This window comes from Streptomyces sp. NPDC047072 (assembly GCF_040643855.1).
Classification (GTDB): Bacteria; Actinomycetota; Actinomycetes; order Streptomycetales; family Streptomycetaceae; genus Streptomyces.
Genome location: NZ_JBEYVC010000219.1, coordinates 1 through 16,781 on the forward strand (window position 1 = coordinate 1; position 16,781 = coordinate 16,781).

Below are 16,781 nucleotides of genomic sequence, written 5' to 3' on the forward strand. Positions count from 1 at the left end.
GCTCATGGTCTCCTCGCAGACGCTGTGGCAGTCCATGCACGCGTCGACGCAGTCCTGCATCTCCTTGCTCATCGCGGACATGCTCTCGGCCTGGGCCCTGGGAGCCGGTGCCGTTCTGGCCGCCGTAGCCCCCGCCGTACGGGCTCTGGCCGTTCTGGCCGCCCTGCGTGCCGTAGTCGACCCCGTCGGCCGGGCCGCCGTAACCGCCCTGGCCGTTCTGTCCGTTGGGACCCGCGGCAGCGTTCGCGCCGCCGTTCTCCGAGAAGTACGGGAGTTCGTCGCGGCGGGGTTCGGTGCCGCGCAGGGCCTCGGTGACGTCGAAGGAGCCCGTGCCGCCGCCGTGTCCGGGGGCGACGGGTCCGCCGGTGGCGCCGGGAAGCCCGGCACCGTTCGTCTGGCCGCCGCGCGCTCCGCCGGAACGGGAGCCGCCCGGCACGCTCATGGACCCGACCACACCACCGGGCCGCCCGCCACCGTGACGAGCACCGCCCGCCCCGGCCGCACCGGCACCCGGCGCACTCGCACCGGCACCGCCCCCGGCGCCCGCACCCTGCGTACCCGCGCCCGAACCGCCCGGCAGGCCCGCGCCGTTGGTCGCTCCGCCGCCCGGACCGCCCTTCGCGGGGCCGGACTTGCGGGGGGCGAACCAGTCGCTGGTCTTCTCCTCGCCGGTGGGCGCGGGTTCGGCCGGCATCTCGACCGTGCTCGTGGTGGACATCGCACCGTCCGGCATCGGCACCGGCGTCTCGCCGGTCGTGCTGCCGTCGGCCGGGCTCTCACCCTCGCCGACGGGCTGGCGCACGACGACGGGCGGAATGGGCCGCGACCCGGGGATGTTGATCCGGATCCGGGTGGTCAGCGTGGTCTCGGTCTTGCGTTCCTCCGGCCGCGCGGCCGAACGGCCCGCGTCCGGACCGCCGTCGGACACCTGGGGCGTCCCGTACGGGGGCGTGCCCGAGGGGTAGGCGGCTCCGCCGCGCCCGTTGGGCCCGGAGGACGGACTGTCAGTTTCACGACTCAAGGCAGGTTCTCCCGGTTGGCTCCGCCGCCCGATACGACCTCACTGCTTCGGGCGACTCGGCGGCGCGCACCACCATACTGGCCACTTCTGGCCCGTTTCCCACGGCCGACGAGGAAACCCACACGGGACTCGCACGCGCGCGCCGGGGAGAAGTGGTACGTCACTTGGCAAGTCGGGCGCCGTCGCCGTCAGGTTGCCGCCCGGCGCCAAGCGTGGCGCAGATCACAGCCACGGCCATCCCTCCGAGCAGGAAGAGATAGGAGCCGCTCCCCGCGGCGAAGATGAAGTCCCCTTCGGAGCGGCTGGCGGTCAGGAAGATGACGGCGATCATCCAGCCACCGGCGGGCGCCACCGCCCCGGCCCGGCTGCCGGCCGCCCGTGCCCCGCCCAGCAGCAGCCCGGCCTCGCCGACGAGGGCGAGCAGCAGCCCGCCCGGGAACCAGCCGCCCTGCACCAGGGATCCGGCGATTCCGACGGCGGCCCCGAGCACGAGAAGACCGAGGTAGGCGGCGACCCGTCCGGCGGAGGGCGGTTGCAGCGGCTGGGCCATCATCGACGTACGGTCGCTCATGACGTGGCCTCGATCCCGGCGAACAGGTCGGATTCCTTCGGGTCCCCGGGTGCCCCGCTCACCAATTCGTAGTACTCGGTGGTGAAGACGGGTTGCGCGAGTTCGTTGGAGAGGACGAAGTACGCGCCGGAGACCTCGACCTGCGTCGCGTGCGCGGCCATCGCGGCGCACTTCGCGGTCGCGTACGCCGTGCCGTCGACCGCGGTGGTGATCCGCTCGTCGTCGGTCACGCCCGGTACGTCGTCGATGGCGGCGGACTTGGTGAAGGGGAGGGCGGGCAGCGCCTCCCGCAGCCGGGCGAACGACTCCTCGGCCACCGTGCGCGGTACGCGGTTCCAGTAGACCTTCTCGACCGTCCACCCGGCGGCCGCGGCCAGCTCGACCGCGCGCATGGCGACGCGGTGGGCCTGGATGTGGTCGGGGTGGCCGTAGCCGCCGTTCTCGTCGTAGGTGACGAGGACCTGGGGGCGCGCTTCCAGGATCACCTCGACCAGGTGGGCCGCGGCCTCGTCGACGTCGGCCTGCCAGAAGGCGGCGGGGTCGTCGTTCTCCGGGAGGCCCATCATCCCGGAGTCCTGATAGCGGCCGGCGCCGCCGAGCAGGCGGAAGTCGGTGACGCCCAGCTCGCGCATGGCGGCGGTCAGTTCGTCCAGCCGGTGCGCGCCGAGCGCGGCACCGGTCAGATGCCGCAGCTCGGGCGGGATGACCTCGCCGAGCTCGCCGAGGGTGCAGGTGACCAGGGTCACCCGCGCGCCCTCGGCCGCGTACCGGGCCATGGTCGCGCCGTTGTTGATCGACTCGTCGTCCGGGTGCGCGTGCACCAGGAGCAGGCGCCGGGCGGGTGGTTCCGTCATGGACCCACCCTAAAGGCGCCCCGCGGGCCAAAGGCGCCCCGCGGGCCAAAGGCGACCCGCGGGCATCAGAACTTGATGCTGCCGATCATGCTCGCGATGTTCGTCGTCAGATCGCTGATCGTCGGCGCGATCGAGGAGGCCGCGAGATAGAAGCCCAGCAGGATGCAGACGACGGCATGACCGCCCTTGAGACCTGACTTCTTGATCAACAAGAAGACGACGATCGCCAGCAGCACCACCGCCGAAATCGAGAGTGCCACGGCGGCTCACCTCCAAAGATCCCAGGAGCGCGGGGGGTCGGACCAAGGGGCAGATAAATCCATACGACAGCCAGCAGGTTCATACCCACTGTGCGCCAGTGATCATAACTATCCGGACCTGCGCATCGATCGGCGCACGGCCGCACAAGGGGGCGCATGGCCAATATGGTCGGGGGATGACGACCGAGGCAGACTCCTTCCCCCGACGGCACGCCCGCACCCAGCGCTTCACGCTCGGCGCGCCGCGCGCGTTCACCGTGGCGCCCGACGGATCGCGTGTCGTGTTCCTGCGCTCGAACTCCGGTACCGACCGAGCCACTTCGCTGTGGGTCCTCGACACCGCCGACGGCGGGGAGCGCGTGGCGGCCGACCCGAGCGCCCTCCTGGGCGGCGCCGAGGAGCACCTTCCGCCCGAGGAGCGGGCGCGCCGCGAGCGCAGCCGTGAGGGCGGTGCGGGCATCGTCGGCTACGCCACCGACAGTACGGTCGAGCTGGCCTCTTTCGCCTTGTCAGGGCGGCTTTTCACGGCCGAGCTGCGGGCCGGCACGGCCCGTGAACTGCCCGTCGCCGGACCGGTGATCGACCCCCGCCCCGCGCCGGACGGACGTCATGTCGCGTACGTCGCGCAGGGCGCCCTGCGCGTGGTGGGCGCCGAGGGCGAGGGTGACCGGGCGCTCGCCGAACCGGACGCCGAGCAGGTCACGTGGGGTCTGGCGGAGTTCGTCGCGGCCGAGGAGATGGGCCGCTCCCGGGGTTTCTGGTGGTCGCCGCAGGCGGACCGGCTGCTGGTCGCGCGGGTGGACGACACGCCGGTGCAGCAGTGGTGGATCTCGGACCCGGCCCACCCGGGGCGTGATCCACAACACGTCCGCTATCCGGCGGCCGGTACCGCCAACGCGGACGTCCGGCTCTTCGTGATCGGTCTGGACGGGACCCGCACCGAGGTCTCCTGGGACCGGGCGCGCTATCCGTATCTGGCGCATGTCCACTGGTCAGCGGCGGGTGCGCCTCTACTGCTCGTACAGGCGCGCGACCAGCGCAGCCAGCTGTTTCTCGCCGTGGACCCGGACACCGGGGCGACTCGGATGGTGCACGCCGACGAAGATCCAATTTGGCTGGATCTTTTCGCCGGCGTGCCCTGCTGGAGCCCGTCCGGACAGCTGGTGCGGATCGCCGACGAGGGCGGTGCCCGGGTGCTGGCGGTCGGCGAACGCCCGCTGACCGGACCCCAGTTGCATGTCCGCGCGGTGCTCGACGTGACCGCCGACGACGTCCTGGTCTCGGCGTCGGCCGGCGCGGAGGCGGAGCACCCGGAGACGGGCGAGATCCATGTGTACCGGGTGAACGAGCTCGGAGTGGAGCGTGTGTCGCAGGAGCCCGGCGTGCACTCGGCGGTGCGCGCCGGGGGCGTGACGGTGCTGGTCTCGGCGACCCTCGACCGACCGGGCGCCCACGCGCGCGTGCTGCGCGACGGCAAGGAGACGGCGACGGTCACGTCGTACGCCGAAGATCCCGGTATGTCCCCGCGCGTGACGCTCACCGAGGGGGGCGCACGGCGAATCCCGTGCGCCGTGCTCTTGCCACGTGACTACGCCGGTGACACCTCACTGCCGGTGCTGCTCGACCCCTATGGCGGTCCGCACGGGCAGCGGGTGGTCGCCGCGCACAACCCGCATCTGACCTCGCAGTGGTTCGCCGACCAGGGCTTCGCGGTGGTCGTGGCCGACGGCCGGGGCACCCCGGGGCGCTCCCCCGCCTGGGAGAAGGCGGTCCGGGACGAGCTCGCGGCGGTCACCGTCCAGGACCAGGTGGATGCGCTCCAGGCACTTGCCGCGGACTTCCCGCTGGACCTCGGCCGGGTCGCGATCCGCGGCTGGTCCTTCGGCGGCTATCTCGCCGCGCTCGCGGCCCTGCGCCGACCGGACGTCTTCCACGCGGCGGTGGTGGGGGCGCCGGTGACCGACCTTCGCCTGTACGACACCCACTACCAGGAACGCTACCTCGGGCACCCCGCCGAGCAGCCGGAGGTCTACCGCCGCAACTCGCTGATCGACGACGCGGGTCTGGTCGACGCGGCCGAACCGCACCGCCCGATGATGATCATCCACGGCCTCGCGGACGACAACGTGGTCGTCGCCCACTCCCTGCGCCTCTCCTCCGCCCTCCTGGCCGCCGGCCGCCCCCACGAGGTCCTCCCCCTGTCCGGGGTGACCCACATGACCCCACAGGAAGAGGTCGCGGAGAACCTGCTGCGCCTTCAACTGGAGTTCCTGAAGCGGGCGTTGGGGCTCGCCTAGGTACGGCAACGGGCCGGGAGACATGGCGCTCCCGGCCCGTTTACGGCACCCGCACGGCCGTACGCTCTAGAGACTGACGCGTCCGTATATCGGAAACGGGTCGGCCAAGTTGCCGCCGTGTTACTCCGTGCCGCCGACGGGGACCATCTGCTTCTCTTCCGCGAAGTGGCACGCGGAGTCGTGCGCGGCCGGACCGCCCACCGAGCGGAACTCCGCCGGCACCGCCAGCAGCGGCACCTCCTGGGCGCAGCGCTCCTCCGCCTTCCAGCAGCGGGTGCGGAAGCGGCACCCCGACGGGATGTTCGTCGGCGACGGGACGTCACCCGCGAGGATGATCCGCTCCCGGTGTACCCGGGCCTCCGGGTCGGGCACCGGCACGGCGGACAGCAGCGCCTGGGTGTAGGGATGCGTCGGGTGGTCGTAGATCTCGGTGTCCGTCCCGGTCTCCACGATCCGGCCGAGGTACATCACCCCCACCCGGTCCGAGATGTGCCGGACGATCGACAGGTCGTGCGCGATGAAGAGGTATGACAGCCCGAACTCGCTCTGCAGCCGGCCGAGGAGGTTGACGACCTGGGCCTGGACGGAGACGTCGAGCGCGGAGACCGGTTCGTCGGCGACGATCACCTCGGGGCGCAGGGCCAACGCGCGCGCGATGCCGATGCGTTGGCGCTGGCCGCCGGAGAACTGGTGCGGATAGCGGTTGACGTACTCGGGGTTGAGGCCGACGACGTCCAGCAGTTCCTGGACCTTCCTGCGGCGGTCGCCCTTGGGTGCCGCCTCGGGGTGGATGTCGTAGGGCTCCCCGACGATGTCGCCCACCGTCATGCGGGGGTTGAGGGAGGTGTACGGGTCCTGGAAGACCATCTGGACGGTGCGGCGGACCGCCTTGAGGGCGCGGCCGGAGAGCTTGGTGATGTCCTCGCCCCTGTACTTGATCGACCCGGCCGTCGGCCGCTCAAGATTGACCAGCATCTTCGCGACTGTTGATTTGCCGCAGCCGGACTCCCCGACGATCCCGAGGGTCTCTCCCCTGTTGAGCGTGAAGTCCACACCGTCAACAGCCTTGACGGCACCGACCTGCTTCTTGAACAGAACGCCCTGCGTCAACGGGTAGTGCTTGACCAGTCCGTCAACTTCCAGGATCGGCTCAACCATTGAGGCACTCCGTCCAGACGTGACAGGCGCTGGTCCGCTGTTGATCAACCTCGTACAGAGGCGGTACGTCGGTCCGGCACACGTCCCGGGCCGTCGGGCAGCGCGGGTGGAACGCGCAACCCGCAGGGATGTCCGTCAGGTTGGGCGGCAATCCCTTGATCGCGTACAGCTCCCGGCCCTTCTGGTCAAGACGGGGGATGGAATCAAGGAGTCCGCGTGTATAGGGGTGGGCCGGTGCCTTGTAGAGGTCGTGCACCGGCGACTGCTCGACCATCCGGCCCGCGTACATGACGGCGATGCGGTCGGCGACGTCCGCGACCACGCCGAGGTCGTGGGTGATCAGGACGAGCGCCATGCGGTACTCGCGCTGGAGTTCCGCGAGCAAGTCCATGACCTGGGCCTGGACGGTGACGTCCAACGCCGTCGTCGGTTCGTCGGCGATGATCAACGCCGGTTCCAGGGCGAGCGCCATCGCGATCATGACGCGCTGCCGCATCCCGCCGGAGAACTGGTGCGGGTAGTCCCTCACCCGCTCCTTGGCGGCCGGGATGCGCACCCGGTCCATCAGCTCGACGGCCCTGGCGCGGGCGTCCTTCTTCGACATCCCGCGGTGCACGACGAACATCTCGCCGAGCTGGTCGCCCACGGAGAGCACCGGGTTCAGGGCGGACAGGGCGTCCTGGAAGATCATCGCCATCTCCGCGCCGCGGACCCTGCGCCGCTCCTTCTCCGTGAGGGTCAGCAGGTCCCTGCCCCGGAAGAGGATCTCGCCGCCGGTGATCCGCCCCGGCGGCATGTCGAGGATCCCCATGACCGCCTGCGCGGTCACGGACTTCCCGGAACCCGACTCGCCGAGCACCGCGAGGGTCTCCCCCGCGTCCACCCGGAAGCCGACCCCGTCGACCGCCTTGGCGACCCCGTCCCGGGTCCGGAACTCCACGTGCAGATCACGCACTTCGAGCAGCACGACGACTCACCTCGGCTTCGGGTCAAGAGGCGTCGCACCCGGCGTCGCCGAACAGAAAGGCGCGGATCCGGCAACCGCCGGTCCACCGGCCGTGTCACACCGGCCCACGCGTCCGCGCCCACAGGACCCGCACGCACCGCTCGACAGCACGTCCGCTCACCTCAGCTTCGGGTCGAGGGCGTCGCGGAGCGCGTCGCCGAGCATGATGAAGGCGAGGACGGTGATCGCGAGGGCGCCGGCCGGCCAGAGGAGCATGTGCGGGGCGTTCCGGATGTTCTGGGAGGCGGCCGAGATGTCGATGCCCCAGCTGACGGCGGGGGGTTTGAGGCCCACGCCGAGGTAGGACAGGGTCGCCTCCAGGGAGATGTAGGTGCCCAGCGCGATGGTCGCCACGACGATCACCGGGGCGACCGCGTTCGGGGCGATGTGGCGCAGCAGGAGACGGGAGTCGGAGGCGCCCAGCGCCCGCGCGGCCTGCACGTAGTCGTTCTGTCTGACGCCGATGACCGAGCCGCGCGCGATCCGGGAGATCGGCGGCCAGCCCAGCAGCACCATGAAGCCGATGACCGGCCAGACCGTGTCGCTCGTGACCACCGAGAGCAGGACGAGACCGCCGAGGACCACGGGGATCGCGAAGAAGACGTCGGTGGTCCGGGAGAGGACCGCGTCCCAGATCCCTCCGAAGAACCCGGCGAGCCCGCCGAGCACCGACCCCAGCAGGGCCACCCCGAGCGTGGCGCAGACGCCGACCGTGACGGACGTACGGGCGCCGTGGACGGTGCGCGTGTAGACGTCGCAGCCCTGTCCGTCGTAGCCGAAGGGGTGTCCGGCCCGCGGGCCCTCCTGGGCCTTGGCGAGGTCGCACTCAAGGGGGTTGCCGGAGGCGATCAGCGACGGCCACAGCGAGATGACGACCAGGAAGAGGATCACCAGGCCGGAGACGATGAAGACCGGGTTGCGGCGCAGGTCGTGCCAGGCGTCGGACCACAGGGAGCGGGGTCTGCCCCGTTCGCAGAGTTCAGACATGGCGGATCCTGGGGTCGAGGACGGCGTACAGCAGGTCGACGAGCAGGTTGGCCAGCAGGAAGACGAGGACCAGGACCGTCACGAAGCCGACGACGGTCTGGGTGTTCTGGCGCAGGATGCCCTGGTAGAGCTGGAAGCCGACCCCGTGGATGTTGAAGATGCGCTCGGTGACGATCGCTCCGCCCATCAGGGCGCCGATGTCGGTGCCGATGAACGTGACCACGGGGACTAGGGAGTTGCGCAGCAGATGCCTGGTGATCACCCGGTGCCTGGGCAGCCCCTTCGCCACCGCCGTGCGGACGTGGTCGCTGCGCCGGTTCTCCGCGATCGACGTACGGGTCAGCCGGGTGACGTACGCCAGCGACACGGCCGCGAGGACCAGCCCCGGCACGACCAGCTCACCGAACGTGGCGTCCGGGGAGACCGACGGTCCGGTCCAGCCCCACCGGACGCCGAGCAGCAGTTGGAGGAGCAGGCCGGTGACGAAGGTGGGGACGGAGATCACGACGAGGGTGAGCAGCAGGACCGTCGTGTCGACGGGCCGGCCGCGCCCGAGGCCCGTGACCACGCCCAGGGTGATGCCGACGACGATCTCGATGACGACGGCCACCAGGGTCAGCCGGATCGTCACGGGGAACGAGGTCGCCATCAGCTCGGTGACCTTCTGGCCGTTGAACGCCGTACCGAAGTCGCCGGTGAGGACGTTCCCCAGGTAGGTCAGGTACTGCCGCCACACCGGCTGGTCGAGGCCGAACTCCCGGGTGAGCCGGGCGGCCGTCGCCGGGTCGCACTGTCTGTCCCCGCACAGGCCCGCGACGGGGTCGCCCATCACGTTCACCATGAGGAAGATCAGCAGGGTCGCCCCGACGAACACCGGGATCATCTGGAGCAGCCGCCGGACGACGTACCGTCCCATGGCGGGCTCAGCCGACCTTGATCTCGTTGTAGACGGGGACGCTGAACGGGTTGAGCCGTACGTCCGAGAGCCGGTCCGAGTAGCCGGCGCTGCCGTTCTGGTACCAGAGCGGGATGGCGCCCATGGTGTCCCGCAGGACCTTCTCGGCGGCCTGGAACTTCTCGACGGCCCTGCCGGTGTCGGTCTCGGCGTTGGCCTCGTCGACGAGCCTGTCGAACTCCTTGTTCGACCACTTGCCGTCGTTGGAGGAGGCGTTGGTGTAGTAGAGCGGCTGGAGAAAGTTCTGCAGGAGCGGGTAGTCCATCTGCCAGCTCATCCGGAAGGGGCCGCTCATCTTCTTCGCGGTGATCCGGTTGCGGTAGTCGGCGAAGGTGCCGACCGGGTTGCCGACGCAGGCCCTGTCGTCGTCGAGGGCGTTGTTGATGGAGTTGCAGACGGCGTCGACCCACTGCTTGTGGGAGCCGGTGTCCGTGTTGTACGTGATCTTGATCCGGCCGCCGGGGAGCCCGCCGCCCGCCTCGATGAGCTTCCTCGCCGCGGCCGGGTCGTACCGGCAGGCCTGGCCGCACAGCCCTTCCTTGTAGCCGCCCTTCGCGCCGAAGAACGGGGAGGTCCAGTCGGTGGCGGGGGTCCGGGTCCGCTGGAAGATCGTCTCGGTGATCTGCTCGCGGTCGATCGCCCGGGACAGCCCGGTGCGGACCTTCTCCATGCCGGCCCTGCTCCAGTCCTTGTCGAAGAACGGGAAGACGAGGGTCTGGATGACGCCTGCGGGGGCGTTGACGTACCGGTCGCCGAGGTCGCTCCGGACGTTCCTCAGCTGGGCGGCCGGGATGTCGTCGACCAGGTCGAGGTTGCCGGCCAGCAGGTCGGTGTAGGCGGTGTTGTTGTCGGTGTAGACCTTGAGGGTCACTCCGGCGTTCCGCGCCCCGTCGGCGCCGGGGTAGCCGTCCCGCTTCCGCAGGGTCATCTGCGCGCCCCTGGTGTAGGACTCGATCGTGTAGGGGCCGTTGCCGACGGGTTTTCTCAGCCAGCCCGCGTGGTCGGTGAAGAAGGTCCGTGGGAGCGGGGCGAAGGCCGGGTAGCCGAGGGTCTCGGGGAAGGCCGCGAACTTCTGGTTCAGCCGGACGGTGAAGGTGCGCTCGCCGGTGACCTTCAGCCCGGAGAGGGTGTCGGCGCTCTGCTCGCCGCCGTCCGCGGGGTGGACCTTGTCGTAGCCGTCGATGTAGCCGAAGAAGTAGGCGTTCTTCTGGTTGTTCCTGAGGCTCGCCCCGTAGTTCCAGGCGTCCACGAACGACCGGGCGGTGACCTTCTCGCCGTTGCTGAAGGTCCAGCCGTCCCTGACGGTGATCGTGAAGTTCCGCGAGTCGTTCGTGGCGATCTTCTCGGCGAGCATGTCCTCGGCCCGGCCGGTGCGCGGGTCGTACTTCTTCAGGCTGCGGAAGACCATGTCGAGGACCTTGCCGCCCTGCACCTCGTTGGTGTTGGCGGGCTCCAGCGGGTTGGGCGGATCGCCCCAGGAGGAGCTGAGCACCGCACCGCCCTCGCCGCCGGCGCTGCCGCCGCCTGCGCAGGCGGTCGCCGCGAGGGCCGCGGCCGCCGCGCATGCGGCCCATCGGGCGTGCCTGGCTCCACGCATGGAGTGCCTCCTCTGGGCTGGTCCGTTACCGGCCAATATCGGCGCAAGAGGGGCACGTCGCACACAGGTCGGCCCGTTGGAGGGAAGCGGGGACTCCGCTTGGAGCAGTCCTTCTTTGCAGGACGCAACGGATCTTCACCGGTCGATGCCAAACCGTTCCCGGCCGTACGCATTCCGGCCACATCCCGTCCGCATATCGAACTCATTGCCCGATCCGACCGATTGGCCCGATGTAAGACACGGCTCGATCACGGCACGCTACTCGCGTAGCTACGGGCACCCCAAGGACAGGAAAAATTCGCAAAGAGAAACTCAAGTCGACCGAGAATTTATTGACCTTGAATGAATTACGTTGAAAAAGTCCGGCGTAGCCCGTAGGGGAGTGCCCTGCGGAGTCATCAAGACCCTCCCTTGGGCCAGGAGCACCATGACCCCCCCTACCCAGTCGGCGGCTGCCCCACTTGAGGTGACCGACGAGAGCGTCGAGAAGTCGACCACTTCAGACGCCGGCAAGGCCAACGAGAACCGCTCACCCGGTCGCCTGGCCTGGAAGCGCTTCAAGCGGGACCGCACGGGCGTCGTCTCGGCGTACATCGTGGGCTTCTTCTTCCTGATCGCGATCTGCGCTCCGCTGATAGCCAAGCTGTACGGCAAGAACCCGTACACGACGTACGCCAGCCAGGACCCGAGCCTGCTGGACGCCTTCTCCTACCCGGCCGGCCCCAACGGCGGCATGAGCTCGCAGTTCTGGTTCGGCATCGAGCCCCAGCTCGGGCGGGACGTCTTCACGTTCCTGCTCTACGGCATCCGGACCTCGCTGGGCATCGCCCTGGCCGCCACCCTGCTCACCACCGTCGCCGGTGTCGTGATCGGCGTGAGCGCGGGCTATCTGGGCGGCAAGACCGACTACGTCGTCGGCCGGATCATCGACATCGTGCTGTCGATCCCCTCGACGCTGTTCATCATCGCCTTCATGCCGGTGGTTTTCGGCCTCTTCGTCGCCGCCGACGACAACATCCCGACCTGGCTCCGGGCCGTCGCGCTCATCCTGATGATGTCCTTCTTCGGCTGGGCGTCGATCGCCCGGCTGCTGCGCGGCCAGGTACTCGGCCTGCGCGAGCGGGAGTTCGTCGAGGCCGCCAAGGTGACCGGGGCGTCACCGGCGCGCATCGTGTTCAAGGAGCTCCTGCCCAACCTGTGGACCCCGATCCTGATCCAGTCCACCCTCATGCTCCCGGCCTACGTGACCGCGGAGGCGGGCTTCGCTTTCCTCGGTGTCGGCATGATCGACCCGACCCCCGACTGGGGCGTCATGATCCAGCGGGGCGCCCAGTTCTACACCCAGGACTTCACCTTCATGCTCTTCCCGGGCCTGGCCATGGTGATCTTCGTCCTGGCGTTCAACCTGCTCGGCGACTCGGCGCGCGACGCGCTCGACCCGAAGTCCAAGCGCTGACCCATCTCTCATCCGCCGGTCCGGTCAAGGTCGTCCGGCTGGTCCCGTCCCACCCATAAGGCAGGGTTGCTGTGTCTTTTTCCCGTAGAAACTTCATGATCGCCACCGGCGTGGTGGCCGCGTCGAGCTCGGTGCTGACCGCCTGCGGCGGCTCCAACTCGACCTCGAACAGCAAGGTCCCCTCGGTCAGCAAGGCCAAGCAGAGCAAGATCGCGGTCGGTACGAAGGCCGACTCCACCGGCCCGGCCCCCGAGGTCGCCGGCGCGGTCAAGGGCGGGACCATCTACGGGCTCGACCAGTTCGACATGGATCACCTGGACCCGGCGCAGATCTACGTCTCCACCGAGATCCTCATCACCACGCCGATCATGCGCGGCCTGACCGGCTACAAGCTGGACTCCAAGGGCGGCGCCACCCTGGTCGGCGACGCGGCCACGGACGCGGGCACGGCCAAGGACGGCGGCAAGACCTGGTCGTTCACGATCAAGGACGGCATCAAGTGGGAGGACGGCTCCGACCTCACCATGGACGACGTCCGCTGGACCTTCGAGCGCCTCTTCGCCGACTTCGTCACCGAGGGCCCGCGCTACGTCCAGCAGTTCCTGGTCGGCGGCGACAAGTACAAGGGTCCCTACGACGGCAAGACCCTCGACTCCATCGAGATCGACGGCAAGACCATCACCTTCCGCCTCAACCAGGCCCGCGGTGACTTCAACTTCACGCTCGCCGAGCGCGCGTACTCCTTCGTGAAGAAGTCGAAGGACACCAAGGAGAAGTACGACAAGCAGCCGTTCTCCTGCGGCCCGTACAAGATCTCCGCCCGTGACGTCGGCAAGTCCCTGACGTACACCCGCAACGAGCACTGGGACCCGGCGACGGACCCGATCCGCAACGCCTACCCGGACAAGTACCTCTTCCAGTTCGGCTACGAGCTGCTGGCCTCGACCGACCGCTACATCGCGGACAAGGGCAACGACCAGTACACGATGTCGATCTTCAACGAGGTCGCCCCGGAGCGCATCGCGACGGTCCTCACCAACGCGAAGCTCAAGGAGCGGGTGCTGACCGCGGTCGACACGGTCACGTACTACTGGCCGATCAACACCACCCGGATCACGGACGTCAAGGTCCGCCAGGCCATCAACTACGCCTGGCCGAACCAGCAGTTGCAGACCATCCGCGGCGGCGCGTCCACCAGCGCGATCGCCACCACGATCTTCTCGCCGGTGACGCCCGGCTACACGGAGTTCGACCTCTACGGCAAGACCAAGAAGCCCGGCGGCGACCCGGACAAGGCCAAGGCCCTCCTGAAGGAGGCCGGCAAGCTCGGGCAGAAGCTGGTCATCGCCTACCAGACCTCCGACAACGCGGTGAAGCAGGCCGTCGCGATCAAGAACGCGCTGGAGGCCGCCGGCTTCACGGTCGTCAACAAGCAGATCGACAAGTCGACCTTCTACACCCAGATCGGCAAGATCGACAACACCTACGACCTGTTCGCGGCCGGCTGGAGCCCGGACTGGCCGGGCGGTTACTCGGTCTTCTACCCCTGCTGGGACGGCGACAACATCGGCGACGGCCGCAGCAACTACGCCCAGCTGAAGAACGCGAGCGTCGACAAGGCCATCGCCGCCGCCTCCCTGATCACCGACGCGGACGAGGCCAACAAGGCCTGGGGCGCGATCGACAAGCAGATCATGGAGCTCGCGGCCTGCGTCCCGGACTACCACGCCATCCGCAACTGGATGCACGGCTCGAAGGTCGGCGGCTTCGTCTACGACGCGGGCAACACCGGCATCGCGCTCACCAGGCTCTACGCCAAGGCGTAGGCGCCCCCGCCAGCACGGGGGCGGCCGCCACCCCTGGCCGCCCCCTCGGCTCCCCACCCCTCACGCCCCGGCATCGGCGCCTCGTCCGGAAAGTCCTGACCCCATGTTCCGCTTCCTTGTCCGCCGTACGATCGGCGCGCTGGTCATCCTGCTGATCGTCAGCGCCATCACGTTCTGGCTCTTCTACGCCGTCCCGCGGGACCCGGCGATGATGTCCTGCGGCAAGAACTGCACGCCGGCCTCGCTCGCGCAGATCCGGCACAACCTGGGCATCGACCATCCGATCCCGGTCCAGTACTGGGACTGGCTCAAGGGCATCTTCGTCGGGCGGGACTACAGCGGCTTCGGACACTGCGACGCGCCGTGCCTCGGCTACTCCTTCGCCAACAACGAGCCCGTCTTCGGCACGATCATGGACCGGCTCCCGCTGACCCTGTCGCTCGCCTTCGGCTCGGCCGTCATCTTCCTGGTCTTCGGTGTCGGCACCGGCATGATCGCGGCGCTCAAGCAGGGCAAGTTCCTGGACAAGTTCGCCACCTCGGCGTCGCTGCTCGGCTCCTCGCTCCAGATCTACTTCGTCGGCTACATCGCGCTGTACTTCCTGGTCTTCAAGACCGGCATCCTCGACCAGCCCTCGTACACGCCGCTGACCGAGAACCCCGTCTCGTGGTTCTCCGGCCTGCTGCTCCCGTGGATCGTGCTGTCGATCATCTTCACCGCGAACTACACGCGCATGGCCCGCTCCCAGCTCGTCGAGCAGCTCAGCGAGGACTACGTCCGCACCGCCCGAGCCAAGGGCCTCTCGCGGGCGAACGTGTTCCTGCGCTTCGCCTGGCGCGGCGCGATGGGCCCGATCGTCACGGTGTTCGGCATCGACCTCGGCACGCTCATCGGCGGCGCGATCATCACCGAGCAGGTCTTCAGCCTCCAGGGGATCGGACGCCTCGCGGTGATCTCCGTCATCCAGAGCGACCTGCCGATGCTGCTCGGCGTCACCGTGCTGGCCGCCGCCGCGATCGTCTTCTTCAACATCGTCGTCGACGCCGCCTACGCCTTCATCGACCCGCGGATCCGGCTCGCCTGACCCTCCGCCCGTATCCCCTACCCCCCGCATCACCCCCAGGAGCGTCTCCGTGACGAGCACCGATCAGCAGCCCTTCCTCTCCGTGAGGGATCTCAAGGTCCACTTCTCCACCGAGGACGGCGTCGTCAAGGCCGTCGACGGGCTCTCGTTCGACCTCGCCAAGGGCAAGACCCTCGGCATCGTCGGTGAGTCGGGCTCCGGCAAGTCCGTCACCAACCTGACGATCCTGGGCCTGCACGACCGCGACCGCACGGCGATCGAGGGCGAGATCCTGCTCGACGGCCAGGAACTGCTCACCGCCAGGGAGCGGGACCTGGAGCGGCTGCGCGGCAACAAGATGTCCATGATCTTCCAGGACGCGCTGGCCTCGCTGTCGCCGTACCACACGGTCGGCAAGCAGATCGCGGAGACGTACCGCAAGCACACCGGCGCCTCCAAGAAGGAGGCCCGCGAGCGCGCGATCGAGATGCTGAAGCGGGTCGGGATCCCGCAGCCCGAGGTCCGGGTGGACGACTACCCGCACCTGTTCTCCGGCGGTATGCGCCAGCGCGCGATGATCGCGATGGCCCTGGTCTGCGACCCGGAGCTGCTGATCGCCGACGAGCCGACGACGGCCCTCGACGTGACGGTCCAGGCCCAGATCATGGACCTGCTCAAGGACCTCCAGCAGGAGTTCGGCACGGCGATCGTCTTCATCACCCACGACCTCGGGGTCATCGCCGACATCGCGGACGACGTGCTGGTGATGTACGGCGGCCGGTGCGTGGAGCGGGGCACCAAGCAGGAGGTGCTGCGCACCCCGCAGCACCCCTACACCCTCGGCCTGATGAGCTCCATGCCGAGTCTGGACGGCCCGGTCGACGTACCGCTGTCGCCGATCCCCGGCTCGCCGCCCTCGCTGCTCAACCCGCCCTCCGGCTGCCGCTTCCACCCGCGCTGCGCCTTCGCCGAGAAGGTCGCCGGCGGGCTGTGCTCGACCGAGCGGCCGCCGCTGGAGGTCGTGGACGGCCGGGGCAGCGCCTGCCACCTGCCGGCCGAGCAACGCCAGGACTTCTTCGCCGACTTCGCCGCCTCCCGGCACTGACGTACAAGAGACGGGACTTCACCACCATGAGCAGCACCACTCCCCTCCTGGACGTCTCCGGGCTCACCAAGCACTTCCCGGTCAAGGGCGGCTTCCCGATCCGGCGCACGGTCGGCGCGGTGCAGGCCGTCGACGGCATCGACTTCCAGGTGGGCGAGGGCGAGAGCCTCGGCCTGGTCGGCGAGTCCGGCTGCGGCAAGTCGACCACGGGCCGGCTGATCACCAAGCTCCTGGAGCCGACGGGCGGGAAGATCTCGTACCGCGGCCAGGACATCACGCACGCCAACCGCAAGCAGCTGGCCCCGATCCGGTCCGAGATCCAGATGATCTTCCAGGACCCGTACGCGTCCCTGAACCCCCGCCAGACCGTGGGCAGGATCGTGTCGGGGCCGATGGAGATCAACGACATCAACCCGGAGGGCGGCCGCGAGAAGCGGGTCCGGGAGCTGCTGGAGATCGTGGGTCTCAACCCCGAGCACTTCAACCGCTTCCCGCACGAGTTCTCCGGCGGCCAGCGCCAACGCATCGGCGTGGCACGGGCGTTGGCGTTGAACCCCAAGCTGATCATCGCCGACGAGCCGGTCTCCGCGCTCGACGTGTCGATCCAGGCGCAGGTCGTCAACCT

14 protein-coding genes and 2 pseudogenes are annotated in these 16,781 nt (G+C 69.2%); 6 read left to right on the forward strand and 10 right to left on the reverse strand.

Going from position 1 to position 16,781, the window contains the following annotated elements:
- The 5 genes and pseudogenes from ABZ896_RS47295 to ABZ896_RS47315 all read right to left on the reverse strand — a co-directional run.
- Positions 1-81: pseudogene (locus ABZ896_RS47295) on the reverse strand (four-helix bundle copper-binding protein); the annotation flags it as partial.
- 106 nt (positions 82-187) lie between these two features.
- Positions 188-1,021 (reverse strand): annotated as a pseudogene (locus tag ABZ896_RS47300) (hypothetical protein); the annotation flags it as partial.
- A 160-nt stretch (positions 1,022-1,181) separates the two neighbouring features.
- On the reverse strand, positions 1,182-1,592 hold the full coding sequence (locus ABZ896_RS47305; protein ID WP_360943729.1) for a DUF6113 family protein: 411 nt from the start codon (positions 1,590-1,592) through the stop codon (positions 1,182-1,184).
- Positions 1,589-2,446, reverse strand: a complete 858-nt coding sequence (mshB, locus tag ABZ896_RS47310) for an N-acetyl-1-D-myo-inositol-2-amino-2-deoxy-alpha-D-glucopyranoside deacetylase (RefSeq protein ID WP_360943732.1) — start codon at positions 2,444-2,446, stop codon at positions 1,589-1,591. Before mshB ends, ABZ896_RS47305 begins: the two co-directional genes overlap by 4 nt.
- Before the next feature lie 65 nt (positions 2,447-2,511).
- Positions 2,512-2,706 (reverse strand): hypothetical protein, encoded by a 195-nt coding sequence (locus ABZ896_RS47315; RefSeq protein ID WP_360943735.1) that lies wholly within the window; start codon positions 2,704-2,706, stop codon positions 2,512-2,514.
- Between the two features lie 176 nt (positions 2,707-2,882).
- Between ABZ896_RS47315 and ABZ896_RS47320 the strand changes: the two genes are divergently transcribed.
- The gene (locus tag ABZ896_RS47320) at positions 2,883-5,003 is read left to right on the forward strand and encodes a prolyl oligopeptidase family serine peptidase (protein WP_360943738.1); all 2,121 of its coding nucleotides are present in this window, start codon (positions 2,883-2,885) and stop codon (positions 5,001-5,003) included.
- 120 nt (positions 5,004-5,123) lie between these two features.
- Here the strand turns inward: ABZ896_RS47320 and ABZ896_RS47325 are convergent, their stop codons facing one another.
- The 5 genes from ABZ896_RS47325 to ABZ896_RS47345 all read right to left on the reverse strand — a co-directional run bounded on the left by ABZ896_RS47325 (position 5,124) and on the right by ABZ896_RS47345 (position 10,706).
- Positions 5,124-6,161: a dipeptide ABC transporter ATP-binding protein gene (locus ABZ896_RS47325; RefSeq protein WP_360943741.1), complete on the reverse strand. Its 1,038-nt coding sequence runs from the start codon at positions 6,159-6,161 to the stop codon at positions 5,124-5,126.
- A complete protein-coding gene (locus tag ABZ896_RS47330; protein ID WP_360943744.1) occupies positions 6,154-7,128 on the reverse strand; it encodes an ABC transporter ATP-binding protein in 975 nt (324 codons plus the stop codon). The genes ABZ896_RS47325 and ABZ896_RS47330 overlap by 8 nt, the downstream gene beginning before the upstream one ends.
- A gap of 156 nt (positions 7,129-7,284) precedes the next feature.
- A complete protein-coding gene (locus tag ABZ896_RS47335; protein WP_360943747.1) occupies positions 7,285-8,154 on the reverse strand; it encodes an ABC transporter permease in 870 nt (289 codons plus the stop codon).
- Entirely contained in the window at positions 8,147-9,070 is a 924-nt protein-coding gene (locus ABZ896_RS47340) for an ABC transporter permease (protein WP_360943750.1), read from the reverse strand. The genes ABZ896_RS47335 and ABZ896_RS47340 overlap by 8 nt, the downstream gene beginning before the upstream one ends.
- A 7-nt stretch (positions 9,071-9,077) precedes the next feature.
- Positions 9,078-10,706 (reverse strand): ABC transporter substrate-binding protein, encoded by a 1,629-nt coding sequence (locus ABZ896_RS47345; protein WP_360943753.1) that lies wholly within the window; start codon positions 10,704-10,706, stop codon positions 9,078-9,080.
- A 427-nt stretch (positions 10,707-11,133) separates the two neighbouring features.
- Here ABZ896_RS47345 and ABZ896_RS47350 point away from each other — a divergent pair, with 427 nt between their 5' ends.
- From ABZ896_RS47350 to ABZ896_RS47370, 5 genes are all read left to right on the forward strand, one after another.
- Entirely contained in the window at positions 11,134-12,162 is a 1,029-nt protein-coding gene (locus tag ABZ896_RS47350) for an ABC transporter permease (RefSeq protein ID WP_360943756.1), read from the forward strand.
- Positions 12,163-12,257: 95 nt separating this feature from the next.
- Entirely contained in the window at positions 12,258-13,988 is a 1,731-nt protein-coding gene (locus ABZ896_RS47355; protein WP_360943759.1) for an ABC transporter substrate-binding protein, read from the forward strand.
- A gap of 103 nt (positions 13,989-14,091) precedes the next feature.
- On the forward strand, positions 14,092-15,072 hold the full coding sequence (locus ABZ896_RS47360) for an ABC transporter permease (protein WP_360943762.1): 981 nt from the start codon (positions 14,092-14,094) through the stop codon (positions 15,070-15,072).
- Between the two features lie 49 nt (positions 15,073-15,121).
- A complete protein-coding gene (locus ABZ896_RS47365; RefSeq protein WP_360943765.1) occupies positions 15,122-16,156 on the forward strand; it encodes an ABC transporter ATP-binding protein in 1,035 nt (344 codons plus the stop codon).
- Between the two features lie 26 nt (positions 16,157-16,182).
- Positions 16,183-16,781, forward strand: a 599-nt coding sequence (locus ABZ896_RS47370) for a dipeptide/oligopeptide/nickel ABC transporter ATP-binding protein (protein WP_360943768.1), incomplete at its 3' end; no start/stop codon positions are given.

Bases quoted from the DNA above. Each gene is read 5' to 3' on its own strand.
- ABZ896_RS47305 (WP_360943729.1), bottom strand. From the start codon at position 1,592: ATGAGCGACCGTACGTCGATGATGGCCCAGCCGCTGCAACCGCCCTCC.
- ABZ896_RS47355 (WP_360943759.1), top strand. From the start codon at position 12,258: ATGATCGCCACCGGCGTGGTGGCCGCGTCGAGCTCGGTGCTGACCGCC.
- mshB (WP_360943732.1), bottom strand. From the start codon at position 2,446: ATGACGGAACCACCCGCCCGGCGCCTGCTCCTGGTGCACGCGCACCCG.
- ABZ896_RS47360 (WP_360943762.1), top strand. From the start codon at position 14,092: ATGTTCCGCTTCCTTGTCCGCCGTACGATCGGCGCGCTGGTCATCCTG.
- ABZ896_RS47340 (WP_360943750.1), bottom strand. From the start codon at position 9,070: ATGGGACGGTACGTCGTCCGGCGGCTGCTCCAGATGATCCCGGTGTTC.
- ABZ896_RS47325 (WP_360943741.1), bottom strand. From the start codon at position 6,161: ATGGTTGAGCCGATCCTGGAAGTTGACGGACTGGTCAAGCACTACCCG.
- ABZ896_RS47345 (WP_360943753.1), bottom strand. From the start codon at position 10,706: ATGCGTGGAGCCAGGCACGCCCGATGGGCCGCATGCGCGGCGGCCGCG.
- ABZ896_RS47335 (WP_360943747.1), bottom strand. From the start codon at position 8,154: ATGTCTGAACTCTGCGAACGGGGCAGACCCCGCTCCCTGTGGTCCGAC.
- ABZ896_RS47350 (WP_360943756.1), top strand. From the start codon at position 11,134: ATGACCCCCCCTACCCAGTCGGCGGCTGCCCCACTTGAGGTGACCGAC.
- ABZ896_RS47320 (WP_360943738.1), top strand. From the start codon at position 2,883: ATGACGACCGAGGCAGACTCCTTCCCCCGACGGCACGCCCGCACCCAG.